The organism is Thioclava sp. 'Guangxiensis', assembly GCF_045348365.1.
In the GTDB taxonomy this organism is placed as follows: Bacteria; Pseudomonadota; Alphaproteobacteria; order Rhodobacterales; family Rhodobacteraceae; genus Thioclava; species Thioclava kandeliae.
The window spans coordinates 2,263,651-2,288,730 of record NZ_CP155822.1 but is presented as its reverse complement, the minus strand read 5'-3'; the positions used below and the strand labels follow the sequence as shown (position 1 = coordinate 2,288,730).

Below are 25,080 nucleotides of genomic sequence, written 5' to 3'. Positions count from 1 at the left end.
GATGACACTCTCGAACGACCAGAGCCTGGCTTCCTCCGTTCCCTCGCCCCAAAAACATCGTAAACACCTGCGCGGTGCCATTCCGCCTGCGGCTCGCCATGTGCGCGGCTGGCGCTACTTCGCCGGCCTTTTCGGCGGTGAGCATATCGCCGCGACCGAATTCGTCATCGGCGTCACCTTCGTGATGATGGGGGTCGGCGCCAAGGAAGTCCTGATCGGCCTCCTGATCGGCAACGCGCTGGCGGTGGCCAGCTGGACGCTGGTGACCACGCCGATCGCTGTCGAGACACGCCGCTCTCTCTTCTCCTATCTTGAACATATCGCGGGGCCCTACTTCACCAAGGTCTACAATATTGCGATCTTGCTGTTTTACGGCTCTCTTGCAGCGGCGATGATCACTATCTCTGCCTATGCGGTACGCTTCGCTTTCGGTCTGCCTGTGCAGACGGAATGGTATCCGACCTCCGGAACCTTCGTTCTGATCACGCTTCTGGTGGGCGCGGTCGTTGTGGCCGTGGCGGCCATCGGTTTCGAGGCCATGGCGAATTTTGCAACGATCTGTGCGCCCTGGATGCTGGCCTGTTTCATCTGCGGCGGAGCCATTGCCCTGCCGATCCTTGCCTATAACGCCACCGGTTCGGTGGGCTTCGGCGGTTTCAGCGGCTTCCTGCAAGCAGCACAGGACACGATCTGGACCGGTCGCACCCCTACTGGAGATCCCGGGATCAGCGTTTGGGAAGTGGCAGCCTTTGCCTGGGCGAATGGCGCAATGGTCCATCTGGGCCTCATCGACATGGCGATCTTCCGCTTCGCCAAACACAAGAGCTATGGCCTCTTCTCGGGGATCGGGATGTTCCTCGGCCATTATATCGGCTGGATCTCGGCAGGTCTGATGGGCGCGGGTGCCGCTTTGATTGTCAGCGCCAGCCTGACCAGCCTCGATAGCGCCGATGTGGCCTTCGCGACACTGGGCGTCATCGGCATCCTTGTTGTGGTGTGTGCCGGTTGGACAACGGCCAATGCCTGCCTCTACCGTGCAGGGCTTGCAGCAACCTCCCTTTTCCCGGGCAAATCGCGGGCAAAGGTCACGCTCGGCGTTGGTATCTTCATTGCGATTGCCGCGTGTTTCCCCTTCGTGGCGCAATCCATCATGCCGCTGACCGTGTACGGCGCGATGCTCCTCTCACCGATCGGCGCAATCGTGGTGGCTGAACACTGGTTCTTCCCCAAGTTGGGCCTGACCCGCTACTGGTCACGCTATCTGGGCAAAAAGCTGAACCCTGCCGCGCTGGTGACATGGATGATCGCTCTCGCTTTCGCCATCACCCTGCTGGTGACCGAAGCCATCAGCTTCTACTTCATCTTCCTGCCGGAATATATTCTGGCGCTGGTCTCCTACCCGATCCTCGCCTCCTTCATGGGCGCGAAAGGAAACTGGCCCAAGCGAGAAGCCCAGCAGGCCGAGCGCGAGGAATATCTCGCGGCCTTCGAGGAGCGCCGTGATGCGCAAGCCCAGATGGATGACGAGGAAGAGGATCCATCGAACGAGCACACGGCCAAGATCGCCAAATGGCTGCTGGGCGGTGCAGGAATTATGCTCCTGTCGATGTTGGGACTGGCACTGCAACTGGCCTTTACGGCACCCGATCTCGGGGCCTATGAGCTTTTGCGCACCAATTTCCACTCGATCGCAATGGCGCTGACGCTGTGCTATTTCATCCTTGCCGCGCTTGCGATGCGTGTCACGGATGCCAATCAGAGCAACTGACGACCCGCGATCCGGGAAATGAGCACCAGACCTGCCGCGCCATGCGTGGCGGGTCTTTTTCTGCGCAGATGCCAGACTGTCCCAACACGACGGGGCGCTATTGTCGGAAAACTCCGTCGAAACAGCCGACGTTGATATTCTTTCTCGCCGAGCAGATTCGCTGCATTCGGGCGTTCGCCCATGTCCCCGCCTCAAGAGGATGAGGACGCCGTTCAGCGCGTGGCGGAGCGTCCTTTTGAATAGTTCGCTGTCAATCAGGCGCTGGTTCCGCAGGTCGCTAGGGCTTCGCGTTCACAACGTGACCTTGGCGCTAAAGCTGCCCGGGCGATCACCGCATATATTGGCGGTAAAGTTGACTGATCCGGAAAGCTTCTGTGACAAAGGTTCCGGTGTGTCGCCTTTTCAAATCCTGTGAACTGATCAGCATCGTGGTCAAGTGCACGGTCGGACGCCAGCATCGGAACCCGAACAACCACCGCTCCGACGATCAGCGCCAGACCATCCCGGTCGATACAGCACCAAAATACAAAAAGCCCGCAGTGACGCGGGCTTAGATGTGATTTTCTGCCGGTGGCTACCGGTCGGTTCCAGACCTCAAGTCATTCCCACTCGATCGTGCCCGGGGGCTTCGAGGTGATGTCATAGGTCACACGGTTGATGCCCTTGACCTCGTTGATGATCCGCGTGGCGGTCTCGCCGAGGAACTCGTGGGTGAAGGGGTAGTAATCCGCCGTCATCCCGTCGACCGAAGTAACCGCGCGCAATGCGCAGGCGAAATCATAGGTGCGGCCATCGCCCATCACACCCACGGTGCGCACCGGAAGGATCGCCACGAAAGCCTGCCAGATCTCGTCATAGAGGCCGTGCTTGCGGATCTGGTCGATATAGACCGCATCCGCCTTGCGCAGGATCTCGAGCTTCTCGCGGGTAATCTCGCCGGGGCAGCGGATCGCCAGACCCGGACCGGGGAACGGATGACGCCCGATGAAGCTGTCGGGAAGACCGAGTTCGCGGCCAAGCTCGCGGACCTCGTCCTTGAACAGCTCCCGCAGCGGCTCGACCAGTTTCAGGCCCATTTTCTCCGGCAGACCGCCCACATTGTGGTGCGATTTGATGGTGACCGAAGGACCGCCCGAGAAACTCACGCTCTCGATCACGTCGGGGTAAAGCGTGCCCTGAGCGAGGAATTCGGCGCCCTCGATCTCGTTGGCGTATTTCTGGAATACGTCGATGAAGAGCTTGCCGATGGTCTTGCGCTTGACTTCCGGATCGGAGACGCCTTCCAGCGCACCGATAAAGAGATCGGATTCATCCGCCGCGATCAGTTTGATATTGTAGTTCTCGCGGAACATGGTCTTGACCTGTTCGGCCTCATCGAGGCGCAGGAGGCCGTGATCGACGAAGACGCAGGTCAGCTGGTCACCGATGGCTTCGTGCAGGAGGATCGCGGTGACCGAGCTGTCAACGCCACCCGAAAGACCGCAGATGACCTGTTTGTCGCCCACCTGCTCGCGGATCGTCTTGATCGCTTCCTCGCGATAGGCGGCCATGGTCCAGTCGCCGGTGAAACCTGCCTTGCGCAGGAAGTTCTCGATCAGCGCTTTGCCATTGGGCGTGTGGTGCACCTCGGGGTGGAACTGCACGGCGTAGAACTGGCGGCTTTCATCGGCGGTGATCGCATAGGGCGCGTTGGGCGAGGTCCCAATCACCTCGAAACCCGGAGCCAATGCGGTCACGCGGTCGCCATGGCTCATCCAGACCTGCTCGCGGCCATCATCGAGGAAGAGACCGGCAAGGATGCCGTCGAGCTTGTGGCCATCGGCGGGAGTGACGAAGGCGCGGCCATATTCGGCATGGTGGCCGGCTTCGACGCGGCCGCCGAGCTGTTCCATCATGACCTGCTGACCATAGCAGATGCCGAAGATGGGAAGGCCCATCTCGAAAAGGGCTTGCGGCGCGCGGGGGGAGCCTTCGCGCGTCACGCTGTCAGGACCGCCCGACAGGATCACGGCCAGAGGCGCGATCTCGCGGATCACCTCTTCGGTGACGGACTGGTAGGGACGGATTTCGCAATAGACGTTCAGCTCGCGCAGGCGGCGCGCGATCAGCTGCGTCACCTGGGATCCGAAGTCGATGATAAGGAGGGTCTGATGCTGTGCCATATGCGAGCCTTTAAGGGGGCAGGATTACAAAGGCAATAACTTTGCAGCCCTGCCCGATGCAAGAGTGGAGATGGGGATGGGGGCGCTGCCCCCTCTTGTGCCTCTGGCACAATTCACCCCCGGGATATTTGGGGACACTGGAAGTGGATCTCAGGCTCTGCTGGCCAGCGCATCCTGCAGGAGGGTTTTCAGGGTGTCGGCGGGCACCTCGGAGGTCACGAAGGCCTCGCCGATGCCGCGGGCGAGGATGAAACGCAGCTTGCCGTCGAGCACTTTCTTGTCTTGCGCCATGAGGGCAATGAGACCATCGGCATCGGGCAGATCGCCCGCAATATCGGAGAGGTCGGTTTTCATGCCCATGGCGCGCAGATGCGCGCGCACCCGCGAGGGGGCTTCTTGCGCGCACAGGCCCAGACGCTGGCTGAGCTCGAACGCCAATGCGCAGCCGATCGAGACGCCCTCCCCATGGAGAAGCCGGTCGGAATAGCCGGTTGCGGATTCAAGCGCATGGCCGAAGGTATGGCCGAGATTGAGAAGCGCGCGGTCGCCTTCCTCTGTCTCGTCACGCTCGACGATATCGGCTTTCATCTGTACCGAGCGGCGCACGGCCTCCTGGCGCAGGGCCGTGTCGCCTTGCGCCAGTGCAGGACCATTGCGCTCGAGCCAGTCGAAGAAACTGGCAGATCCGAGAAGCCCGTATTTGGCCACCTCGCCATAGCCTGCCAGAAAATCGCGCGGCGCGAGCGTGCCCAGAAGATCGATATCGGCCAGCACCCGGGTGGGTTGGTGGAAGGCGCCGATCAGGTTCTTGCCCACCACGGAGTTGATCCCCGTCTTGCCGCCGACCGAACTGTCGACCTGTGCCAGAAGCGTCGTCGGGATCTGCACGAAACGTACGCCGCGACGCAGGACCGAGGCCGCGAAGCCCACCAGATCCCCGATCACACCGCCCCCGAAGGCGATGACGATATCCTTACGCTCGACTTTCTGTTCCAGAAGCCATTCGACCGTGCGGGTAAAGTGCGGCCAGCTTTTGGTCGATTCGCCCGCAGGCAGGGTCAGCGAGACCATTTCGATCTGCCCGAGCCCTGCGCGCAGCGCGTCGAGATGCAGCGGGCCCACTGTCTCGTCGGTGACGACCGCCACGCGGGGGCGGCGCAACAAAGGCGCGATCTGGGCCTCGGCACGGGCCAGAAGCCCCGTCCCGATACAGACCTCATAGGATCGCGTACCTAGATTGACGGAAACGATATCATCCATTCTGGCACTCCGTTCTGAACAGTCCCGGCTGTTGGTGAAGCGCGGCGATCACGCGGTCGGTCATCGCATGCACGCCGGTCTGGGGGCCCGCTTCGACATGGACCTGCGCCATGGCATAAACCGGCAGGCGGGTCTCGAGCATGTGACGCAGGGTCGCTTTGGGATCGGCGGTTTTCAGTAACGGACGGTTGCTTTTGGCTTTTACCCGCGTCCAGAGCGTTTCCACATCGGCCTTCAGCCAGACCGACATGCCACGCTCGGCGATCATGCGACGATTGGCCTCGGAGAGAAACGCCCCGCCACCGGTGGAGATGACCGCAGGTGCCCCGCGCAGCAGCCGCTCGATGATCTCGGATTCGCGGGCACGGAAGAACGCCTCGCCATCACGGGCGAAGATTTCCGTCACACTCATCTGCGCGGCCTCCTCGATGGCCTCGTCACTGTCCAGAAACGGCACGCCCAAAGCCTGTGCCAGCGACTGACCGATCGTGGTCTTGCCGCATCCCATCATACCCACCAGCACGATGCTCTTCTGAAGCCGCTCTCTTACTCGTCCGCCCACGCGTTCCTCTTGCCTTTTCCTGCATCACTTCTGTGCGTAATCGCACCAAATGGCGCAATTTTCCAGAGAAGCTGCTTGCTTGGCGCAATCGTGAAGATTTCCCCCCTCAATGGCGTGAACTTCCCAAAAATGCCAGTTATAATGTGCAGGATTTCGCGGGGGCCGTGGGGTTTTGCAGCAAACCGACCGCTTGCACCTTGCATCTGCTTCACGCGCGATCATACGAGCAGAACGAGAAAAACACTAAGCAGACGTGGGGACCCATGGGGCGCATCTTCAAGGTAATTCTGATCCTTCTGGTATTGGGCGCATTGGGCGTGATCGGCTATGCCTATATCGGCGATATGGCACCGCGGCAGGAACCGGCCTCGGTCGAAGTCACCCTGCCCGACCAACCCGCCGCGCAACAGTAACGGGGCGCTGATGGTGGGAGGCGTGGGCGACAAGCGTGTCATCGTGGCGGCCGGTCTGTGGGCTGTCACCGTCTCGGGCGCGCTTGCGCAGGGGGCGGCCCCGATCTCTGCCATCGACTGGCTTTCGAATTCCATTGTCACGCCCTCGGCCATGCCGGCCAATCCGACCTTCGGGACGGCGCGTCCTGTTGTGCCCGGTAGCACGCTCTCGGTGATGCCACCCGTGCCGGGCGAGCCGCCGGTGAGCAAGGGTGTGGGCACGGAAGATATCAGCGTGCTGGATCTGGGCGGTCCGGACCCCAATGGGATCGGGCTCCTGCCTGCCAAGCGTGCGGGCCTTCCGAAAGCGCTTTGGGGCAAAACGCCCGAAACCGAGTTGATCGATCTGCTGCGTCAGGCGCAGGTCGTGAACGCCCTGCCCGCGATCCAGCAACTGATGCAGAAACTGATGCTGGCCGAGCTGGACCCGCCCGAGATCTCGGATCCGAGCCGGACCGACAGCCTGTTTCTGGCGCGGATCGACAAGCTGCTCGATCAAGGCGCGCTGGAACCCGCGCTGGCCATGCTCGAGCAGGACCATAGCGATGATCCGCAGGTCTTCCGCCGCCGTTTCGATGTGGCGCTGCTTTTGGGGGAGGAAGATACCGCCTGCAAGCTGATGGACGAGATGCCGGATGTGGCGCCGTCTTTTGGCGCGCGGATCTTCTGTTTCGCGCGCAATGGTGATTGGGATGCGGCGGCACTTTCACTCGGGAGCGGCGAGGCACTGGGCCAGTTCGACCCCGAGACGGCGACCCTTCTGGAACGGTTCCTCGAACCGGAGCTGGGCGAGGATGCGGATGATCTGCCTCCGCCCACCCGCGTGACACCGCTGAATTTCCGTATGATGGAGGCGATCGGCCAGCCGCTGCCCACAACGGGGCTGCCGTTGGCCTTTGCCCATGCCGATCTGCGCTCGAATAATGGCTGGAAGGCGCAGATCGAGGCGGCCGAGCGGCTGGCCCCGCATGGCGCCATCGACCCCAACCAGTTGCTTGGCCTCTATACCGAGCGGCGCGCCGCCGCCTCGGGCAGCCTGTGGGACAGGGTTTCGGCGGTATCGGCGCTGGATCGGGCAATTACCGATAACGATATCGACACAATCGAGACCGACCTTCCCGAAGCCTATCAGGCCATGGAACGGGCGGAGCTGGAACCGGTTCTGGCAGAGCTTTACGGGCCGGTGCTGGCAGCGATGGATCTCAAGGGGGCGGCCAAGGAGGCCGCTTTCCGGCTGGGGCTGCTATCGCAGGATTACGAGAATGTCGCTCGCAATGCCGATGACGAGGCGCCTGATGACGCGCTGCTCATCGCCATCGCTCTGGGCAATACCGAGGCAGTGCCTGCCCAGGACCAGCTGGGACTGGCGCTTAAACGGGTTTTCGATGCGCCCCAGACAGCGACGCCCGCCCCCTATCGCGAGCTGCTGCCCGACCAGCTGGGTGCGGCGATCCTGCAGGCGGTAAACGATATCGACAATGGCGCGCGAGGAGATTATCCGCGTATGGTGAACGGGTTGAACCTGCTTCGTTTCGTCGGACTGGAAACCGTCGCGCGGCGCACGGCGCTCGAAATGATCATACTGGAGCGGCGCGGATGAACGATCCGGTCCCGAGCGACCCCAACTGGCTGTCCATCTTTCTCGAAGCACAGGCCGCCGAAGCCGGTGCCGCGCGCAATACCGTGCTGAGCTACGGACGGGATCTGAGCGACTTCATGGGCTTTGTCACAGCAAAGAACCTCGCCTTCGGCACGCTTACGCAAGACGATATCGAGACCTATCTCATCCGCTGCGAGGCGGAGGGGCTGGCGCAATCGACCCGCGCGCGCAGGCTCTCGGCGATCCGCCAGCTTTACCGCTTTGCCTATGAGGAAGGCTGGCGCGAGGATAACCCCGCGCTGCGGATCTCGGGCCCCGGCCGTGTGAAGGCGCTCCCCAAAGTGCTGAGCATCGAGGAGGTAGACCGGCTGCTGGCGGTTGCGCCGCATTACGGGCGCACCGCTCTCGATCACGGGCGCAACCGCTGTCTTATGGAGCTGCTTTATGCCACAGGCATGCGCGTGACCGAGTTGGTCACCCTGCCCGTCTCCGGGGCGCGCGGCAATCCGGCGATGCTTCTCGTCAATGGCAAGGGCGGCAAGGACCGGATGGTGCCCTTGTCGGACCATGCCCGTCAGGCATTGGCGGACTGGATCGTGCTGCGGGACGCCGCCGAGGACGAGGCCCATACCAAGAAGCGCAAACCACTCTCGCGCTTCCTGTTTCCCTCCTCGGGCAAGGACGGGCATCTGACGCGGCAGGCTTTCCATCGACTTCTGAAGGAATTCGCGGTCGAGGCGGGGATCAGCCCCGCAAAGGTCACGCCCCATGTGCTGCGCCACGCCTTTGCCACCCATCTGCTGCAAGGGGGCGCGGATTTGCGCGCGATCCAGATGCTTCTTGGCCATGCGGATCTTTCAACGACAGAGATCTATACCCATGTGCTTGACGAGCGGCTGAAAACTCTGGTCATGCAGCACCATCCGCTCGCAAAACGGTCTTGAAGCACGGCGAAAGCGATATAGAACACGGTTATGGACAGCAATTTTCTCGATGCGGCCTTTTTCGGCTCGGCAATCACCATCCTGATCCTTCTGGCCTTCTCGGCCTTTTTCTCGGGCTCCGAAACGGCGCTGACCGGATCGAGCCGCGCCAAGCTGCGCTCGCGAGCCGATAAGGGCGACAAGGGCGCCGATATCGCCCTCGATGTCACCGAGGATAGCGAGAAGCTGATCGGCGCGATCCTTCTGGGCAATAACGTGGTCAATATTCTGGCGACCTCGCTGGCCACCGCCCTGCTCACGCGGGTCTTCGGCGATTCCGGTGTGGCACTGGCAACGCTGGCGATGACCGTCCTGGTGCTGATTTTCTCGGAAGTGCTGCCCAAGACCTATTCGATCAATAATCCCGAAACCGTGGCGAGCAAAGTTGCGCGTCCGATCAAGCTGATCACCATTCTGCTCGCCCCTGTCGTGTCGGTGGTGCGTCTTCTGGTGCGCGGCATCCTGCGGCTTTTCGGCCAGCATACCAATGCAGACACCCATATGTTCTCGATCCACGAGGAGATTGCGGGGGCTCTGGCACTGGGGCAATCGGAAGGCACGGTGGATAAGGAAGACCGCGACCGCCTTCTGGGCGCGCTCGATCTGGGCAACCGCACGGTTGAAGAAATCATGCTCCACCGCAGCCATATCGAGATGATTGATGTGAAGGCGGATCCGAGCGAGATCCTGACCGCCGTGCTCTCCTCTCCCTATACCCGTCTGCCGCTTTATGACGGCGAGCGCGAGAATGTGGTGGGCATCATTCACTCGAAAGACCTGCTGCGCGCGGTGGAGAAACTCCTGCGTCAGGAAGGCTCGACGCTGGAAAGCATCGCCAAGCTGGATGTGACGCAGGTGATGATGAAGCCCTATTTCATCCCCGAGACCTCGCCGCTCGACGAACAGATGCGCGAATTTCTCAAGCGCCGGACCCATTTCGCGCTGGTGGTGGATGAATATGGCGACCTGCGCGGGCTGCTGACACTGGAAGACATCCTCGAGGAAATCGTGGGCGAGATCACCGACGAGCACGATCCGACCGCGCCCTCGCGTCTTCTGCCGAATGCGGCGGGCGATTACATCGTCGATGGTGGCATGACGATCCGCGACCTCAATCGCGAGACGGACTGGCAATTGCCCGATGACGAGGCTCATACGATCGCCGGTCTGGTGATCCACGAGGCCCAGACCATCCCGACCACGGGTCAGGTCTTCAGCTTCCACAACTTCCGCTTCGAGGTTCTGGCGCGCAAGGACAACCGGATCACGCGGCTGAAGATCCGGCAGCTGCGTCCTGTAACAGGCGAAGAGGAATAACAAAAAGCCGGTCGGGCTCTCCCGACCGGCTTTCTTCTGGCAAAGCCTCCGGCGTTCAGAGGCCCGCGATCTCTTTTTTCCGGCGGGCGACAAAGGCCTCGAGCGCCGCGCGGCGTTCGGGCGCAAGGCTCGGCGGCTGGGAAGCGTCGAGCAGCCTGTTCACGCATTGGCGCGCATGCCAGACCGTATCGGGACGATTGGCCGCCTCCCAGGCATCATGGGTCCTGTCCTCCAGCACAGCGCTTTTCCAGAGCCGCGCCTCGCCCTCACGCAGCGTTTCCTCGGCGCCGAGGAAATGCCCTCCCGGCCCAACCTCGCGCAGGCTGGCCAGCGGATCGCCCGAAGCACTTTGAAGGCCGTCATACTGGCGCAGGGTCGCCGAGATCTGGTCGGTATCGAGGACGAATTTCTCGGGCGAGGCCACAAGCCCGCTCTCCAGCCAGCCTGCCCCGTGCAGCATGAAATCGACGCCCGCCAGCTGGCTGGCCCAAAGCGAATTGGCCGCCTCGTATCCGGCATGGGCATCGGCTTCGAATGCCGCCGTCAGACAGCCGCCCGCGCGGTAGGGCAGCCCCATGCGGCGCGCGAGCTGCCCTGCGGCCAGCGTCAGCTGCGTCATCTCGGGAGAGGAAAAGATCGACGCGCCGGTCTTGGTGTCGAGAGCATTGGCGTAGAGCCCGAAGACCACCGGCGCGCCAGGCCGCACGAGCTGGGCGTAGGCCGTGCCCGCCATCACCTCGGCCAGCGCCTGCGCGAGCGTCCCGATCACCGTCACCGGCGCCGTGGCCCCCATGATCGCATAGGCCGAGATCACGCAGGCCTGCCCCGCACCGGCATAGACTTCCAGACATTCGCTCATCGTCGCGTCGAAACTCAGCGGCGAACCGATATTGATTAGCGCGCTCAGCAGCACCGGCAGGTCATCCCCCTCGAGCCCGAAGAGCGTTCTGGCAAAGGCGACGGAGTCGCGGGCACGCTCGGGGTCGGTGGTCGAGCCCATGAACGGCTTGTCCGACAACAGCGCATGCGCCATCAGCATATCCAGATGACGCGTCTCGAGCGGCAGATCGGTCGGCTCGCAGAGCGTGCCACCGGCATGGGAGATGGCCTCGCTCGCCTGCGCCAGCCGCACCAGCATCTGGAAATCGCCAAACCGCGCGGCACGGCGGCCCTCCACCGGATCGAGCACGAAGGGCGGTCCATAGACCGGTGCGATCACGGGTTTGCCACCGCCGATCGTCACGCTACGGGCCGGATTGACGGCCTGCTGCACGAAGGAGGCGGGTGCTGTGGCGCAGAGCCTGCGCGCGAGACCACGCGGGATATAGACCCGCTCGCCCTGCACTTCGGCCCCCGCCTCCTGCCAGCGCGCCAGTGCGGCGGGGTTGTCGGTGAAATTCACACCGATCTCGGCAAGGATGGTTTCTGCCAGCCCCTCGATCTCTGCCGCGCGCGCCTCGCTGAGGATCGTGCAGGGAGGTATCCGCCCTATCGACTGCGCGGCAATCTGATGCGGAAGAACGAATGAAGGCATTTATATCTCCGTGGGTGGGGCATTGGGGGGCGATCTTGCCCCTGATCGGGGCAGGAAGGCAACCACCTGCCCCGAGTTTCACGCCTGCAGGATCAGGATGCTTGCCTGCCACGGCCCCAGATGGAGACTATGATCGGGATCAGGCCGGATCGATCCCAGTTCGCCCGCGATGGTGACCCAGCGCCCCGCAGGCACCGTGACCCGCGCAGGGTGCCCGGAAAGATTGAAGTAGCACTGGATCTGCTCCCCGTTGCCGCTACGCTTGAACGACAGGACCTGTTCGCCCGCCGCGATCTCGTTCATATCCCCCTTGCGCAGGGCAAGATGCGCGCGACGGAAGGCCAGCGCACGGCGATAGTGATGCAATAGCGCGGCAGGATCACGCTCGGCCGCATCCACCGCCAGCCGCGCATGGGCCCGCGGGACCGGAAGCCAGGGCTTGGCCTGTGAGAACCCCGCATAGGGCGCCTCCTCTTCCCAGACCATCGGCGTGCGCGCGCCGTCGCGGCCCTTGAATTCGGGCCAGAATTCGATCCCGTAGGGATCCTGCAGATCCTCGTAATCGAGATCGGCCTCCGGGAGGCCCAACTCCTCCCCCTGATAGAGGCAAAGCGAGCCGCGCAAACAGACCATCAATGTTGTATAGACCCGCGCGGCCTGCGGGCTCAGGCCCCAACGGCTGATATGGCGAGCCACATCATGGTTGGTGAAGGCCCAGCAGGCCCAGCCATCGGCAGCCACTTCGGCCACCTTGTCGAGCACCGTCTTGAAGGTCTGCGGCGAGAGCGGCGCATGCCCTGCCAGAAACTCGAAGGCATAGGACATCTGCACCTTGTCCTCGCCTGAGGTATATTCGCCCAGGAGTTCCAGCCCGCGCTGTGCGTCTCCCACCTCGCCCACCGCGGCGGCATTATAGCCGTTCATCAGGGTGCGCAGCTTGCGCAGGAATTCCAGATTGCGCGGATGGTTCCTGTCATAGAGATGCAGCTGATAGTTATAGGGATTCACCTTGGGCGCGGCGACATCATTGCGATCTGCCAGTGGCAGCGCGGGGTTGTCGCGCAGCTTCTCGTCATGCATGTAGTAGTTGATCACATCCAGCCGGAACCCGTCGACCCCGCGATCGAGCCAGAATTTCGACACATCCAGAAGCGCCTGCTGCACCTCGGCGCTGTGGTGGTTGAGATCGGGCTGCTGGGTCAGGAAGTTGTGCAGGTAATACTGCTCGCGGCGGGTGTCCCATTGCCATGCCGAGCCGCCAAACATTCCCAGCCAGTTATTGGGTGCCGTGCCATCGGGTTTGGGATCGGCCCAGACATACCAGTCGGTTTTCGGATTGTCGCGGCTCGCGCGGCTTTCCTTGAACCACGGATGCTGGTCGGATGTATGGGAGAAGACCAGATCGATCATCACCTTGATCCCCAGCGCATGGGCGGTCTCGATCACCTGATCGAAATCGGCCAGCGTGCCGAACATCGGATCGACATCGCAGTAATCGGCCACATCATAGCCGAAATCCTTCATCGGGCTGGTGAAAAAAGGGGAGATCCAGATGGCATCCGCCCCGAGCCGTGCAATATGGGGGAGCCTGCGCACGATCCCCAGAAGATCGCCCACACCGTCGCCATTGCTGTCCTGATAGCTGCGCGGATAGATCTGGTAGATGACAGCGCCACGCCACCAGTCGGGGTCTTTTCGCATCACGCTCATGCGTCGGTCTCCTTCTGATCGGTATACCCTTTGCCTGCCCCGAGGATAGGAGGGGATACCCCCGAGCGAAACCCCGATGACAAAAAGCTGAAACCGGGGACGGGCGACGCGCGATTGCAACAGCCCGCGCCCCTCGGCCTTTACCCTCTCCGAAATCGGTTTGGAACCGGACCAAAGCGTTCTAGCGTTATCCTTCTATCGCAAAGACTTTCAGGTAGGATCTCAGGTAACCCGATGACGCTCAAAGAACTTGCCCGCCAGCTTGGGCTCTCTCCGACCACCGTCAGCCGTGCATTGAACGGGTTCCCCGAAGTATCCGAAGCCACGCGGATCAAGGTCCGCGAGGCGGCGCAGGCCAGCGGATACCACCCCAATCTGCAGGCCCGCAGGCTGGCGACGGGCCGCGCCATGGCCATCGGGCATATCCTGCCGATGGCGCCTTCCCATGATCTGGTGAACCCGATCTTTGCCGATTTCATTGCCGGTGCGGGCGAGATCTATGCCCTGCGCGGCTACGACCTGATCATGACCTTGGTGAAAGAGGGCGACGAGGATGCCGCTTACCGTGCGATGGCGGCCAAGCGCAATGTAGACGGCGTCATACTGCATGGCGCGCGCGATCTGGATCTGCGCCCCGATCTGTGCCGCGAACTGGGCCTGCCCTTTGTGATCCACGGTCGTGTCGAGACGCCTGCATCGGGGGATCTGTGGATCGACACCAACCACGAGAGCGCCTTCGAACAGCTGGTGCTGCTCTTGATCGATCAGGGGCATCGCGACATCGCGTTGATCAACGGCCCCGAGGGATTGCGCGCCTCGGCCCACCGTCGCGCGGGGTTCGAGAGAGCATTTCTGGCGCGCGGGCTGGAAGTGCCGCGGCTCTACATGGTGTCGGGCGAGGTTTCGGACGAGACGGGGCGCGATGCCGCAGCCGAGATGCTGAGCTGGCGAAGCCGCCCCAGTGCCTTTGTGACCGCCTCACTGATGGGGGCGATGGGCGTGCGTCGGGCCGTCGAGGATACGGGGCTTGCATTGGGGCGCGATATTTCTCTGGTGACATGGGATGACGGGCTGTCCTTCGTGACCAACCGCGGCCTGAACCCGATCTATACCGCAATGAAATCTCCGGTCCGCGAGGCGGGCCAGCGCGCCGCACAGATGCTGATCGACCGGATCGAGACGCCCGATATCGCGCAGACCCCACTTCTTCTGGAGCCCGCCCTGCTCATGGGCCAGTCCCTTGGCCCGCTGAAAATGTGAGAGCGGTCAGGTGTACCCTGCCCTTGCCCAAGCCCTCGGGCCAATCTATCAGGGAGACCGAGCACTGTGGAGGAGACAGAGATGACCATGACCAGCCGCTATACCCTACTGGCCGATATCGGCGGGACCAATACACGGGTCGCTCTGGCACAAGGTGCGCAGCTGGTGCCTGCCTCCATCGCGCGTTTCCCCAATAAAGGGCGCGCCACGCTCGAGGAAATCATTCGCGAATACATGGTGGCCGAACGGATCAGTGATCTGGTGGGTGTCTGCGTGGCCGTGGCAGGTCCGGTGTCCGTTGACGGGACCCATGCGCGGATGACCAATCTCGACTGGACGATCCGTGCGGAGGCGCTGGCCGAGGTGACGGGTGCGGCGCATGTATCGCTGCTCAACGATCTGCAGGCACAGGGCCACGCACTCGCCGGGCTCTCGCCGGAAGTGCTGCGCGAGGTGCAGGCGGGCGAACCCGCGCCTGCCTTGTCGCCCAAGCTGGTGGTCGGTGTCGGGACCGGTTTCAATGCGGCTCCCGTCCATCACGCGCCCGGCGGGCTGATGGTTGTGCCTGCCTCGGAATGCGGCCATATCACCATGCCCGTCCGCTCCGAGATCCACACCGAGGTCAAGCGCTATTTCGAGCGTAAACACCGCTTTGCGAGCGTCGAACATGCCTGTGCGGGTCGGGGCCTCGAGCGAATCTATGCGTTCGTGACCGGGCGCGAGGACGCCACCGTAACCGGCGAAGAGATTCTTTCGCTAATGCACGGTAAAGATGAGGACGCTCTGAAGGCGGCCCAGATCTTCGTAACTCTCCTTGGGGGTGCATTGGGCGATCTGGCCCTAACCCATCTTCCATTTGGCGGAATTTATTTGATCGGGGGGGCGGCGCGCGCGGTCGAGCCTTGGCTCGAACAGATGAATTTCAGGCAAGCCTTTATGGATAAAGGATCTTTCTCTGATTACATGACGAAATTCCCGATCCATGTAGTTGAGGATGACTTCGCCGCACTCGCGGGATGCGCGAATTATATCGCCACCCACAAGCTCGGTCTGTCGTAAACCTCTCACGGCCCCTGCGCCGTCAAGTCTATGTTAATAGACCTGCGCTAAACCCGTTTCATTACCGAATGAAAGGGGAACTAGGTGCAGTTTTCTCACTCAGACATCCCTGGGGGCAGCCAATGACGGTTTTGCCTCTGGACCCGAAGCTGGACCTGACCAAGGTCGCGGCTCTTACAGATACCATCCGCTCCCATAAAGGCAGCGATCTGGTGATTGACGCGACAGAAGTGACCCATCTGGGGGCCCTTGGCCTGCAGGTGCTAGTCTCTGCCGCAAAGAGCTGGCGTGACAGCGGTCACTCGCTGACGATTTCGCCCCGCTCCGAAGCCTTCGATGAAGCGCTTGGGCTCTACGGGGTTTCCCTCGACGATTTACAATCCACGGAGGCCGCATGAGCCTGACAGTTCTGGCCGTCGATGACAGCCGCACCATTCGCGACATGCTCAAACTTGCATTGAAAGACGCGGGCATGGAACTCCACGTTGCCGAAGACGGCGTGCATGGGCTGGAGGTGCTGGAAGGCATCGAACCCGACGCAATCATTTCCGACATCAATATGCCGCGCCTTGACGGTTTCGGCTTCATCGAGGCCGTTCGCGGTCAGGAAAAGCACCGGGCGACCCCGATCCTTGTCCTGACCACCGAATCCGCCCCCGAGCTGAAAGCACGGGCACGTGCCGCAGGGGCCAGCGGCTGGATCGTCAAACCGTTTGATCCGCCGAAGCTGGTCAAGGCATTGCAGATGGTTGCTGGCTAAGGGAGGGATCTATGTCTGATCCGATGGCAGAAATCAGAGCCAGTTTCTTCGTTGAATGCGAGGAATTGCTCGAAAGTCTTCAGGATGCCCTCATCGAAATGGATGAAGGCGCCTATGATAACGAAACGATCAACGTCGTTTTCCGGGCGGTGCATTCCATCAAGGGCGGCGCTGGTGCCTTCGGACTGGACGCGCTCGTCGCTTTTGCACACCGTTACGAAACGGTCATGGACGAGGTCCGCTCCGGAAAATTGCAGCTGTCTCCGGAGGCAGTGAAACAGTTCTTCCAATGCGCCGATTTCCTATCGGATCATGTTCGTGCAGCCCAGGCCGGCGACCCTCCTCCCGAGGGTGCAGAGCAGGCGCTGTGCGAGCTGGAAGCCCTAATGGGAATGGCTCCGGGCGGAGCGACAGAAGAGAGTGAAGAAGTGTCGGCGGACGACTTCCAGCCGATGGGTCTGAGCTTCGATCTGGATCTCGGGACGACCGATGACGTCAGCGAGACCCGCATTGAGATCAAATTCGCGCCCAAAGCGGAACTTTTTGCGTCAGGCAACGAGCCTTTGCATCTCTTCCGTGCGCTTCATGAACTCTGTCCCGAAATCGAAGTCTCTCTCGATCTGGATGCGGTTCCTGCGCTCGATGACCTCAGCCCCGAAATTCCCCACCTTTCGTGGCATGCCGTTCTGACTGGCGATGTAAACGAGATGGATGTTCGCGAGATCTTCGATTTTGTCGAAGATGTTAGCGAGCTCGAGATCCATCAGGACTCTGATGCCGAAAATAGTTTTCTCCCTTTTGCCAATGACGGTGCGGAGGCATCTTCTGACGCCGTCATGAACAGTGATTTCATGGATGCCCCGCACCCCATAGCCGCACCAGCGACTCAGGTCGCACAAGCACCGATGCCGAGCGCCGCGGGCGCGGACATTCCGGCACCGAAGGAAACCGAGGGAGGTGCGGCCAATACAGGCGGCGCGGCCAAACATGGCAGTGATCCATCGCCGACGGTGCGTGTCGATCTCGATCGTATCGACCGGCTGGTGAACCTAGTGGGCGAGCTGGTCATCAACCAGGCCATGCTTGCGCAAAGCGTCGCGGAAGCGGGCCTACCGCCGAACTCGGCAGTCATGACAGGTCTTGAAGCGTTCATGATGCTGACGCGTGATATCCAGGACTCGGTGATGATGATCCGCGCCCAGCCCGTCAAACCGCTCTTCCAGCGGATGGGCCGGATCGTGCGCGAATCCTCCGCCGCGATCGGCAAGGATGTGCGTCTGAAAGTCGAAGGTGAAACGACCGAGGTCGACAAGACCGTGATCGAGCGTCTCGCCGATCCGCTGACGCATATGATCCGGAACTCGGTTGACCATGGCCTGGAGACCCCTGACAAGCGCCGCGCGCTTGGCAAACCGGAAGAAGGTGTTATCACACTTTCGGCGCAGCACCGCTCCGGCCGTGTGGTCATCGAGATCGAGGACGACGGTGCAGGCATCAACCGTCCCAAGGTTCTGGCAAAAGCCATCGAGAAAGGTCTTGTCGCACCCGATGCACAGCTGACCGATGCGGAGATCGATAACCTCCTGTTCCTGCCCGGTTTCTCCACGGCAGATCAGGTCTCCGCTCTGTCGGGCCGAGGTGTCGGAATGGATGTGGTGCGCAGTTCGATCCAGTCTTTGGGCGGGCGTATCACCATCCAGTCCGAACCTGGCAAAGGCACGATTTTCTCAATCTCGCTCCCGCTTACGCTCGCTGTCCTGGACGGAATGGTGGTGACGGTCGCTGGCGAAACGCTCGTTGTTCCGCTGAATGCGATCCTTGAGACGCAGACGCTGACCGCCGAGGATCTCCGCAAGCTTGGACCGACAACGAATGTTATCCATGTTCGTGGTGAGTTTGTACCGCTCTACGACCTGGGTGCAGAGCTCGGATATCGTGGCGCCAAGAGCAACTACGAAGGCTGTATCGTGTTGCTGACAGCCCAGGAAGACGGCCGCCGCAACGCCCTGATCGTCGATCAGATTATGGAGCAACGTCAGGTAGTGATCAAAGGTCTGCAACAAGCCTATGGCCACATTCCCGGCATTGCCGCCGCAACTATCCTTGGTGACGGTCAGATCGCGCTGATTCTCGACCCCGCCGACCTTGTCCAAAACGCAACCGGCCACACCCGGTCCGACTTTGCTCTAGCAGGATGATAAAGATGACTGACGTAGCATCGACCCAAACCTCGTCCGAAATTGAACTTCTGTCTTTCCGCTTGGCAGACGAAGAATATAGCGTCGACATCATGTCGGTTCGTGAGATCCGTGGCTGGACGCGAGCAACCCCGCTCCCGCACGCACCACCCCATGTCCGAGGTGTCATCAACTTGCGCGGCACCGTTCTGCCGGTCGTTGATCTCTCCATCCGCTTAGGTATGGACCCGGTCGAAGGCGACGCGCGTAACGTGATTATCGTTGTACAGTTCGGCAATCAAACTGCAGGACTTCTCGTACATGCTGTGTCGGACATTCTCTCCATTCCGCGCGAAGAGCTTCAGCCTCCGCCGGATCTCGCTGCGGATCTGTCACACAGCTTCATCTCTGCCCTAACGATCGTAGAAGGCCGCATGATCCGTGTGCTGGATCTCGCAACTGTTCTGCCTGAAGACACTGCGGAAGCTGCATGAACGCCCTGACCCCAAATATCTCCCAGATGTCACCAAGTGACCGCGAACTCTCCGAGATTGCTGCGATCCTTATGACACATGCAGGGATCGTTCTGGCACCGGGCAAGGGATCAATGGTCCAGTCCCGCCTCCAGAAACGGCTTCGTGCTTTGGGGCTGAGCTCCTATCGCGCCTATATCGATCTGGTAAACAGCGTTGACGGTCTCCCCGAACGGCAGGAAATGATTTCCGCGCTCACAACCAACGTCACCAACTTCTTCCGGGAGAACCATCACTTCGAGACGCTGCAAAAAGAGGCTCTGCCAAAGCTCATTGCCGCGCGCGGAAAACGGCTGCGGATCTGGTCGGCCGGCTGCTCCAACGGGCAAGAAGCCTACTCGATCCTGATGACGGCCGCAGAAACAGTGCGAGAATTCGATCAGTCCGATATCAAGCTTCTGGCAACCGATATTGATCCGGTCATGATACGTCGCGGCACTCAGGGGGTATACTCAAGCAGTATCCTTGAAGCCGTACCGGCGCCGCTCCAGAAAAAATACTTCCAAGCGGCCGGGGCAGATCAGCAGGTCGTAGATCGCCTACGTAAACGGGCCACGTTTCGCGAACTCAATATTCATTCCGATTGGCCCATGAAGGGCCAGTTCGACATCATCTTCTGCCGGAACATGATGATTTACTTTTCCCCTGAGGCGCAAAACCTCCTGTGGAAGCGCTTTGAGAAAATTCTTGCCCCGGGTGGATGGCTGTTTGTCGGACATTCGGAGCGGGTTCCGCTCGATACCGGTAGTAAACTCGTGCCGGCCGGAATCACCACTTATCGACTCCCCGCAGAGGGACAATGAAGGAGGCCACAAATGGCATTGCGAGACCAACTTAAAGTTTTGGTGGTCGATGACATGTCCACGAGCCGCGGCCTGATTTTGCAGGCGCTGGACGCGATGGGTATTCGCCAAGTCGGATATGCTGTCGACGGTCAAGGCGCGATGGGTATTCTGGAAAAGACGCCGGTTCACCTGGTCATCTCCGACTATAACATGCCTGGCATGGATGGGCTGCAGCTGCTCCATGCGATGCGCAAGAACCCGAAGACGCAACGTAGCGGTTTCATCCTGATTACCGGCCGGGCCGATAAGGAAATCATCGAGAACGGCAAAAAGTTGGGGATGAACAACTTCATCAAAAAGCCGTTCCAACCGCAGGACCTTCGTAACTGCATCGAGGCGGTCGTGGGGCGCCTATGATTGTAAGCACCGCACAGGAAACAATCCCGCCAAAGCATCAAGACCTGCCTCTTGATGCGCTGGCCGCCCGCGTGGGGGACGAGCTCGAGACACTGGCTCGCCTCTCCGCCGACGTCCAGAAAGCGATTTCAGCCTGCGAATTCGCGGAACATACGCAGGCCGAAGCGATCCGTGGTATGCAGGGTATCGACCGGATCACTCAGTCCCTAGAGGATCTAGGCCGCCTCATGGCTGCGGTTTCGGGAGAGATGCCCCAAGGTGTGAAACTGCATGCCGTTCCGATCCTCTCGCGCCTTCGCCTGCATGAACTCATCACGAATTTGAACCCTGCAGAAGAGCGGATAGTGCTGAGCCATGATGAAGCGGATGGGGAGATTGAATGGTTCTAAGCGGGTTACCCCGCTCAGAACCTGACAAATCATCTGGTTTTGTTGAGTGCCTGCGCGAGCGCGGAGCCCAATGCACTATTGGTACCGGACACGGCAGAAGCCCCGGTTCCGCTTTTTTTATGCTGCAATGATTTCGACTGACCTTTTGATGCAGGCCCCCGGCTCGGCTCGGGCCGCTCGGTCTTTCCATCTCGACGCATCGAGAGCCCGATGCGCTTGCGCGGCACATCAACTTCCGTCACCACGACTTTGACCACATCACCCGCTTTGACGACCTCATGCGGGTCCTTGACAAAACGGTCCGCCAATTGGCTCACATGAACAAGCCCATCCTGATGGACGCCGATATCGACAAAGGCCCCGAAAGCCGCGACATTGGTTATGGTTCCCTCAAGACGCATACCGGGACGAAGATCGGATATCTCTTCCACCCCTTCGGTAAAGCTTGCAGTTTTGAAATCAGGGCGCGGATCTCGTCCAGGCTTCTGAAGCTCTGCCAGAATATCACGAATGGTCGGGAGACCGAATCCATCGCGCAGAAAATCCTCCGCCCGTAAATTCTGCAATGCTGTATCATTCCCCATCACCGACCGCAGATCGCGCCCACAGGATTTCACGATATCCCGAGCGATTTCATAGGCCTCCGGGTGGACCGCTGATGCGTCGAGGGGCTCCTTCCCGTCACGGATACGCAGGAATCCAGCGGCTTGCTCGAAGGCGCGCGGACCCAGACGGCTGACCTTTAAGAGCTCCTTGCGGGTCGCGAACGCCCCGTTCGCCTCACGATGGGCCACGATCGCTTCTGCGAGGGCCGGACCGAGGCCCGAGACATGGGACAGTAGCGCCGAAGAGGCTGTGTTGAGATCGACCCCCACCGCATTTACCGCATCCTCGACCACACCCTCGAGGGATCGGCCCAGCTTATGCTGATCGACATCATGCTGATACTGCCCGACGCCGATGCTTTTCGGCTCGATTTTTACCAGTTCCGCCAAGGGGTCCTGCAGACGGCGCGCAATCGACACGGCCCCGCGCAGGCTGACATCCAAATCGGGAAATTCGCGGGCGGCGAGTTCTGACGCGGAATAGACCGAGGCTCCCGCCTCGGAAACGATCACCTTGGTCGGAATGGCAACGCCCTTGGGCAGCCGTTTGAGCACATCCACGACGAGGCGTTCGGTCTCTCGGGACGCGGTGCCATTGCCGATAGCGATCAATTCGATCCGGTGTTTCGCAATCAACGCAAGTAGCGCCGCCTCCGATCCGCGCAGATCGTTCTTGGGCTGGAACGGGTAGATTGTGGTCGTTTCCAGAACCTTCCCAGTCGCGTCGATGGCCGCCACTTTCACACCCGTTCGGATCCCCGGATCGAGACCGAGCGTCGCCCGCGCACCAGCCGGAGCTGCCAGAAGCAGATCCTTCAGATTGCGGGCAAAGACCGCAATCGCCTCCTCCTGCGCGCGCGCGCGTAGATCACCGAGCAGATCGAGCATCATAGACAGCGACAGTTTCACCCGCCACGCCCATGCCGCGGCCTGCCCCAGCCAACGGGCACCCGCACCCTGCCCGCGCAGCCCCAGCGACGCGGCCACGATCTCGGCCGGCCGTCCCGCCATCTCTTCGGCGGGGGCGATATCGAGCGTGATGATCCCTTCATTCGAGGCGCGCAACAATGCCAGCGCCCGATGGGAGGGCGCACTCTGCCACTTTTCGCTATGATCGAAATAATCCGAGAATTTGGCACCTTTTTCGGCCTGCCCCTCGATCAACTTTCCACGCAGGATCGCATTCTGCTGCATCCATTCGCGCAACCGGCCCAGCAAAGCCGCATCCTCGGTGAGGCGCTCGCCCAGGATATCACGCGCGCCGGTCAGCGCATCTTTCTCGGTCGGCACGGCTTCGGAAAGATAGGTGGAGGCCAGCCCTTCAGGATCTGCCCCGTGATCAGCCAGAATCGCTTCGAGGAGCGGTTCCAGCCCGTTCTCGCGCGCGATCATCGCTTTGGTACGCCGCTTTTTCTTGTAGGGGAGATAGAGATCTTCCAGCTCGGCCTTTGTGCCTGCCCTGGTAATCTGCGCCGCAAGGGCGTCAGTCAGCTTGCCCTGCTCCTCGATGGATTTGACAATCGCGCTGCGCCGCGCTTCCAACTCGCGCAGATAGACCAACCGGTCCGAAAGCAGACGCAACTGGCTGTCGTCCAGCCCCCCCGTCGCCTCCTTGCGGTAACGCGCGACGAAAGGAACCGTGGCCCCTTCGTCCAGAAGTTTTACCGCCGCAACCACCTGATCGGTGCGGGCGGAGATATCTGTGGCAATCTGACGGGATATGCGGAGATCGGGGTCCAAGGCTTCCTCCATGCGTCTCGGGCAGTCTTCGGAAACACGGGTCTACCCCTGTTCCCGCAGCCCGCCAAGAGCCTATCTCCGCACAAGCCCTTGAGGCATGTATCACATCGGTCAGCTTCAGCCGATATCAGCCGAAACGGCCCGAGCGCTCCAGCACCTCGATCTGGTAACCATCCGGATCGGCGACAAAAAAGAACCGCGCGATCCTGGTGCCTGCCGGTGCGAATTCGACGATCTTGCGCGGCGCCAGGCCTGCAGCCTCGAAACGGGCATGTTCGGCATCAAGATCGGCGACCGAAACCGCAAGGTGCCCATAACCATTGCCGAGGTCATAGGGCGTCGTCTGCCCCTTGTTCACGGTCAGCTCCAGCTCGAATCCGGTCTCGGAGTTCGAGAGGTAGACAAGCGTGAATTCGGGAAAATCGAGGCGTTCGGCCACCTCGAGACCGAAAGCGGTTTTGTAGAAGGCACAGGCTTTGGTCTCGTCCAGCACACGGATCATCGAATGAATCATCTTGGCCATTAGGCATCCTTTCGCAAATGGAACTCCGGGGCGAAAGGACCATTCCAACGCGAAGGACGCAAGCACCAGACATGAAAAAGCGGCCCCGAAGGGCCGCTTTGATCCACGGTATGTCTGGGGTTCAGGCGTGGCCCAGACGGGTCCGGCGGCGCCAGTCGAGGATTGTCACCCCGAAAATCGCCAGACCGATGATGCTGAGCACCGCGCCGACATGGCCGGAGACCGGATAATCATACCCTGCCCCGATCGCCTTCGCGGCAAGGAACGGCCCCAGCGCATTGGCCACGTTGAAGGCTGCATGATGGAGCGCCGCTGCAAGCTGCTGCGATTCCTTGGCCACATCCATCAGGCGGATCTGAAGCGGCATCGAGACACCGCTGAGAATCCCCAGCAGGAACACCACCGCCGCAAAGGTCACGACATTGGCAGTTGCCCAAGGATAGGCGATGAGCAGGATCGTTCCGACGATCAGCGCAAAGAACGTGGTGGCCGTGTAGCTGCGGTCAGATGCCCAACCGTAAACCATCGTGAAAACAGTCATACCAACGCCTGCAAGCATCAGGATGAAGGGCTCGTAGGACGCCGGCAGGTTCATGGACTTGGTCGAGGTATCCACGAGATAGGTATAGACCGCGAAGAAACCGCCATAGCCGATCGCGCCGGTTGCCAGCGTCAGCCAGACCTGACGGTTCTTCAGCGCACCCAGTTCTTTCAGGGGGCTTGCCGTGGGATCAACCGGCACGCGCGGTGCCGTCAGGAAGACAGAGATCGCCGTCAGAAGCGACATCAGCCCCACCAGCCCGAAGGTCCAGCGCCAGCCCACTGTCTGTCCCAGCACGTTGGCCATCGGCACCCCCAAGGTAGTGGCGATGGTCAGTCCGAGGAACATCTTCGATACCGCCGCCGCGCGTTTCCCCTTGGGCACAGCGGCCGCGATCACAAGCGCACCCACGCCGAAATAGGCACCATGCGGCAGCCCCGACAGGAAACGCATTGCCATGAAGCTGCCGAAGGTCGGGGCGAAGGCCGAAAGGATATTGAAGACCGCAAAGGCGACCATCAGCCAAGTCAGCATCAGCCGACGGCGCACTTTTGCGCCCAGCACGGCAAGTGTCGGCGCACCGATGACCACCCCTAGGGCATAGGCGCTGATCGCATCGGCCGCACGGGCCGAATCAACACCCAGTTCCTGGGAGAAATATGGCAGCACCGCCATAGAGGCGAATTCCGTCGTACCGATCGCGAATCCACCCAGCGCCAGAGCCAGAATGATCAGGCGCGACGAAGCATTGATAACGGGAGGCTCGATGCCTTGCACCGTAGCCCCGTGGGGAGTGTTTTCGATTGTCATAGGGTAGTTCCTAGCGTTCGGGGGGTCGAAACCCCGTTGGCCTCTTTCGCCCAACTAGGGAGAGTTTCCCAAAAGAACAAGCGCCGTAAATCATTTTCTATATGCACTTACTGCAAGCCCGCTTACATCCAAG

At 61.1% G+C, this 25,080-nt stretch carries 22 protein-coding genes; 14 read left to right on the top strand and 8 right to left on the bottom strand.

The window, feature by feature from the left end; genetic code table 11:
- The first annotated feature begins 1 nt into the window (after window position 1).
- The gene (locus ABEB22_RS11350) at window positions 2-1,768 is read left to right on the top strand and encodes a hypothetical protein (RefSeq protein ID WP_339112720.1); all 1,767 of its coding nucleotides are present in this window, start codon (window positions 2-4) and stop codon (window positions 1,766-1,768) included.
- A gap of 599 nt (window positions 1,769-2,367) precedes the next feature.
- Here ABEB22_RS11350 and guaA read toward each other — a convergent pair.
- From guaA to ABEB22_RS11335, 3 genes are all read right to left on the bottom strand, one after another.
- Window positions 2,368-3,930: a glutamine-hydrolyzing GMP synthase gene (gene guaA, locus ABEB22_RS11345; RefSeq protein WP_406870311.1), complete on the bottom strand. Its 1,563-nt coding sequence runs from the start codon at window positions 3,928-3,930 to the stop codon at window positions 2,368-2,370.
- Window positions 3,931-4,080: 150 nt separating this feature from the next.
- Complete coding sequence (gene aroB / locus ABEB22_RS11340; protein WP_406870310.1) at window positions 4,081-5,190, bottom strand: 3-dehydroquinate synthase; 1,110 nt, start codon at window positions 5,188-5,190, stop codon at window positions 4,081-4,083.
- Window positions 5,183-5,701, bottom strand: coding sequence for a shikimate kinase (locus ABEB22_RS11335; RefSeq protein WP_406871147.1), 519 nt, complete (start codon window positions 5,699-5,701; stop codon window positions 5,183-5,185). The genes aroB and ABEB22_RS11335 overlap by 8 nt, the downstream gene beginning before the upstream one ends.
- A gap of 314 nt (window positions 5,702-6,015) precedes the next feature.
- Between ABEB22_RS11335 and ABEB22_RS11330 the strand changes: the two genes are divergently transcribed.
- From ABEB22_RS11330 to ABEB22_RS11315, 4 genes are read left to right on the top strand one after another with little or no spacing between them, the layout of a single operon-like run.
- Window positions 6,016-6,165, top strand: coding sequence for a hypothetical protein (locus tag ABEB22_RS11330; protein ID WP_339112723.1), 150 nt, complete (start codon window positions 6,016-6,018; stop codon window positions 6,163-6,165).
- 22 nt (window positions 6,166-6,187) lie between these two features.
- Window positions 6,188-7,804: a hypothetical protein gene (locus tag ABEB22_RS11325; RefSeq protein WP_339112724.1), complete on the top strand. Its 1,617-nt coding sequence runs from the start codon at window positions 6,188-6,190 to the stop codon at window positions 7,802-7,804.
- Entirely contained in the window at window positions 7,801-8,748 is a 948-nt protein-coding gene (locus tag ABEB22_RS11320) for a site-specific tyrosine recombinase XerD (RefSeq protein WP_339112725.1), read from the top strand. Before ABEB22_RS11325 ends, ABEB22_RS11320 begins: the two co-directional genes overlap by 4 nt.
- A gap of 30 nt (window positions 8,749-8,778) precedes the next feature.
- Window positions 8,779-10,104 (top strand): HlyC/CorC family transporter, encoded by a 1,326-nt coding sequence (locus tag ABEB22_RS11315; RefSeq protein WP_339112726.1) that lies wholly within the window; start codon window positions 8,779-8,781, stop codon window positions 10,102-10,104.
- Between the two features lie 55 nt (window positions 10,105-10,159).
- Here the strand turns inward: ABEB22_RS11315 and ABEB22_RS11310 are convergent, their stop codons facing one another.
- Together ABEB22_RS11310 and ABEB22_RS11305 are read right to left on the bottom strand one after the other, a co-directional pair.
- The gene (locus ABEB22_RS11310; protein ID WP_406870309.1) at window positions 10,160-11,638 is read right to left on the bottom strand and encodes a trimethylamine methyltransferase family protein; all 1,479 of its coding nucleotides are present in this window, start codon (window positions 11,636-11,638) and stop codon (window positions 10,160-10,162) included.
- Between the two features lie 78 nt (window positions 11,639-11,716).
- Window positions 11,717-13,348, bottom strand: coding sequence for an alpha-amylase family glycosyl hydrolase (locus ABEB22_RS11305; protein WP_406870308.1), 1,632 nt, complete (start codon window positions 13,346-13,348; stop codon window positions 11,717-11,719).
- A gap of 234 nt (window positions 13,349-13,582) precedes the next feature.
- On the opposite strand from ABEB22_RS11305, the gene ABEB22_RS11300 reads away from it, so the two are divergent.
- The 9 genes from ABEB22_RS11300 to ABEB22_RS11260 all read left to right on the top strand — a co-directional run bounded on the left by ABEB22_RS11300 (window position 13,583) and on the right by ABEB22_RS11260 (window position 20,728).
- Window positions 13,583-14,608, top strand: coding sequence for a LacI family DNA-binding transcriptional regulator (locus tag ABEB22_RS11300; protein WP_339112729.1), 1,026 nt, complete (start codon window positions 13,583-13,585; stop codon window positions 14,606-14,608).
- A gap of 81 nt (window positions 14,609-14,689) precedes the next feature.
- Window positions 14,690-15,667, top strand: coding sequence for an ROK family protein (locus ABEB22_RS11295; RefSeq protein WP_339112730.1), 978 nt, complete (start codon window positions 14,690-14,692; stop codon window positions 15,665-15,667).
- A gap of 122 nt (window positions 15,668-15,789) precedes the next feature.
- The gene (locus ABEB22_RS11290) at window positions 15,790-16,065 is read left to right on the top strand and encodes an STAS domain-containing protein (RefSeq protein WP_339112731.1); all 276 of its coding nucleotides are present in this window, start codon (window positions 15,790-15,792) and stop codon (window positions 16,063-16,065) included.
- On the top strand, window positions 16,062-16,427 hold the full coding sequence (locus tag ABEB22_RS11285; RefSeq protein WP_339112732.1) for a response regulator: 366 nt from the start codon (window positions 16,062-16,064) through the stop codon (window positions 16,425-16,427). Before ABEB22_RS11290 ends, ABEB22_RS11285 begins: the two co-directional genes overlap by 4 nt.
- Window positions 16,428-16,438: 11 nt before the next feature.
- The gene (locus ABEB22_RS11280; protein ID WP_406870307.1) at window positions 16,439-18,625 is read left to right on the top strand and encodes a chemotaxis protein CheA; all 2,187 of its coding nucleotides are present in this window, start codon (window positions 16,439-16,441) and stop codon (window positions 18,623-18,625) included.
- A 5-nt stretch (window positions 18,626-18,630) separates the two neighbouring features.
- Window positions 18,631-19,098: a chemotaxis protein CheW gene (locus tag ABEB22_RS11275; RefSeq protein WP_339112734.1), complete on the top strand. Its 468-nt coding sequence runs from the start codon at window positions 18,631-18,633 to the stop codon at window positions 19,096-19,098.
- Window positions 19,095-19,940, top strand: coding sequence for a protein-glutamate O-methyltransferase (locus ABEB22_RS11270; RefSeq protein WP_350935944.1), 846 nt, complete (start codon window positions 19,095-19,097; stop codon window positions 19,938-19,940). Before ABEB22_RS11275 ends, ABEB22_RS11270 begins: the two co-directional genes overlap by 4 nt.
- 12 nt (window positions 19,941-19,952) lie before the next feature.
- Window positions 19,953-20,339 carry a response regulator gene (locus ABEB22_RS11265; RefSeq protein ID WP_339112736.1) on the top strand — a complete coding sequence of 129 codons (387 nt, stop codon included), beginning with the start codon at window positions 19,953-19,955 and terminating at the stop codon, window positions 20,337-20,339.
- Entirely contained in the window at window positions 20,336-20,728 is a 393-nt protein-coding gene (locus tag ABEB22_RS11260; protein WP_339112737.1) for a hypothetical protein, read from the top strand. The genes ABEB22_RS11265 and ABEB22_RS11260 overlap by 4 nt, the downstream gene beginning before the upstream one ends.
- A gap of 29 nt (window positions 20,729-20,757) precedes the next feature.
- Here the strand turns inward: ABEB22_RS11260 and ABEB22_RS11255 are convergent, their stop codons facing one another.
- The 3 genes from ABEB22_RS11255 to ABEB22_RS11245 all read right to left on the bottom strand — a co-directional run bounded on the left by ABEB22_RS11255 (window position 20,758) and on the right by ABEB22_RS11245 (window position 24,947).
- On the bottom strand, window positions 20,758-23,073 hold the full coding sequence (locus ABEB22_RS11255) for a Tex family protein (protein WP_406870306.1): 2,316 nt from the start codon (window positions 23,071-23,073) through the stop codon (window positions 20,758-20,760).
- A gap of 127 nt (window positions 23,074-23,200) precedes the next feature.
- On the bottom strand, window positions 23,201-23,596 hold the full coding sequence (locus ABEB22_RS11250) for a VOC family protein (protein WP_406870305.1): 396 nt from the start codon (window positions 23,594-23,596) through the stop codon (window positions 23,201-23,203).
- A 121-nt stretch (window positions 23,597-23,717) separates the two neighbouring features.
- A complete protein-coding gene (locus tag ABEB22_RS11245) occupies window positions 23,718-24,947 on the bottom strand; it encodes an MFS transporter (RefSeq protein WP_350935952.1) in 1,230 nt (409 codons plus the stop codon).
- Between the last annotated feature and the right edge of the window lie 133 nt (window positions 24,948-25,080).

Excerpts from the sequence above, each read along its gene's own strand:
- ABEB22_RS11350 (WP_339112720.1), top strand. The coding sequence starts at position 2 with ATGACACTCTCGAACGACCAGAGCCTGGCTTCCTCCGTTCCCTCGCCC.
- guaA (WP_406870311.1), bottom strand. The coding sequence starts at position 3,930 with ATGGCACAGCATCAGACCCTCCTTATCATCGACTTCGGATCCCAGGTG.
- aroB (WP_406870310.1), bottom strand. The coding sequence starts at position 5,190 with ATGGATGATATCGTTTCCGTCAATCTAGGTACGCGATCCTATGAGGTC.
- ABEB22_RS11335 (WP_406871147.1), bottom strand. The coding sequence starts at position 5,701 with ATGATGGGATGCGGCAAGACCACGATCGGTCAGTCGCTGGCACAGGCT.
- ABEB22_RS11330 (WP_339112723.1), top strand. The coding sequence starts at position 6,016 with ATGGGGCGCATCTTCAAGGTAATTCTGATCCTTCTGGTATTGGGCGCA.
- ABEB22_RS11320 (WP_339112725.1), top strand. The coding sequence starts at position 7,801 with ATGAACGATCCGGTCCCGAGCGACCCCAACTGGCTGTCCATCTTTCTC.
- ABEB22_RS11315 (WP_339112726.1), top strand. The coding sequence starts at position 8,779 with ATGGACAGCAATTTTCTCGATGCGGCCTTTTTCGGCTCGGCAATCACC.
- ABEB22_RS11310 (WP_406870309.1), bottom strand. The coding sequence starts at position 11,638 with ATGCCTTCATTCGTTCTTCCGCATCAGATTGCCGCGCAGTCGATAGGG.
- ABEB22_RS11305 (WP_406870308.1), bottom strand. The coding sequence starts at position 13,348 with ATGAGCGTGATGCGAAAAGACCCCGACTGGTGGCGTGGCGCTGTCATC.
- ABEB22_RS11300 (WP_339112729.1), top strand. The coding sequence starts at position 13,583 with ATGACGCTCAAAGAACTTGCCCGCCAGCTTGGGCTCTCTCCGACCACC.
- ABEB22_RS11295 (WP_339112730.1), top strand. The coding sequence starts at position 14,690 with ATGACCATGACCAGCCGCTATACCCTACTGGCCGATATCGGCGGGACC.
- ABEB22_RS11290 (WP_339112731.1), top strand. The coding sequence starts at position 15,790 with ATGACGGTTTTGCCTCTGGACCCGAAGCTGGACCTGACCAAGGTCGCG.
- ABEB22_RS11285 (WP_339112732.1), top strand. The coding sequence starts at position 16,062 with ATGAGCCTGACAGTTCTGGCCGTCGATGACAGCCGCACCATTCGCGAC.
- ABEB22_RS11280 (WP_406870307.1), top strand. The coding sequence starts at position 16,439 with ATGTCTGATCCGATGGCAGAAATCAGAGCCAGTTTCTTCGTTGAATGC.
- ABEB22_RS11275 (WP_339112734.1), top strand. The coding sequence starts at position 18,631 with ATGACTGACGTAGCATCGACCCAAACCTCGTCCGAAATTGAACTTCTG.
- ABEB22_RS11270 (WP_350935944.1), top strand. The coding sequence starts at position 19,095 with ATGAACGCCCTGACCCCAAATATCTCCCAGATGTCACCAAGTGACCGC.
- ABEB22_RS11265 (WP_339112736.1), top strand. The coding sequence starts at position 19,953 with ATGGCATTGCGAGACCAACTTAAAGTTTTGGTGGTCGATGACATGTCC.
- ABEB22_RS11260 (WP_339112737.1), top strand. The coding sequence starts at position 20,336 with ATGATTGTAAGCACCGCACAGGAAACAATCCCGCCAAAGCATCAAGAC.
- ABEB22_RS11250 (WP_406870305.1), bottom strand. The coding sequence starts at position 23,596 with ATGGCCAAGATGATTCATTCGATGATCCGTGTGCTGGACGAGACCAAA.
- ABEB22_RS11245 (WP_350935952.1), bottom strand. The coding sequence starts at position 24,947 with ATGACAATCGAAAACACTCCCCACGGGGCTACGGTGCAAGGCATCGAG.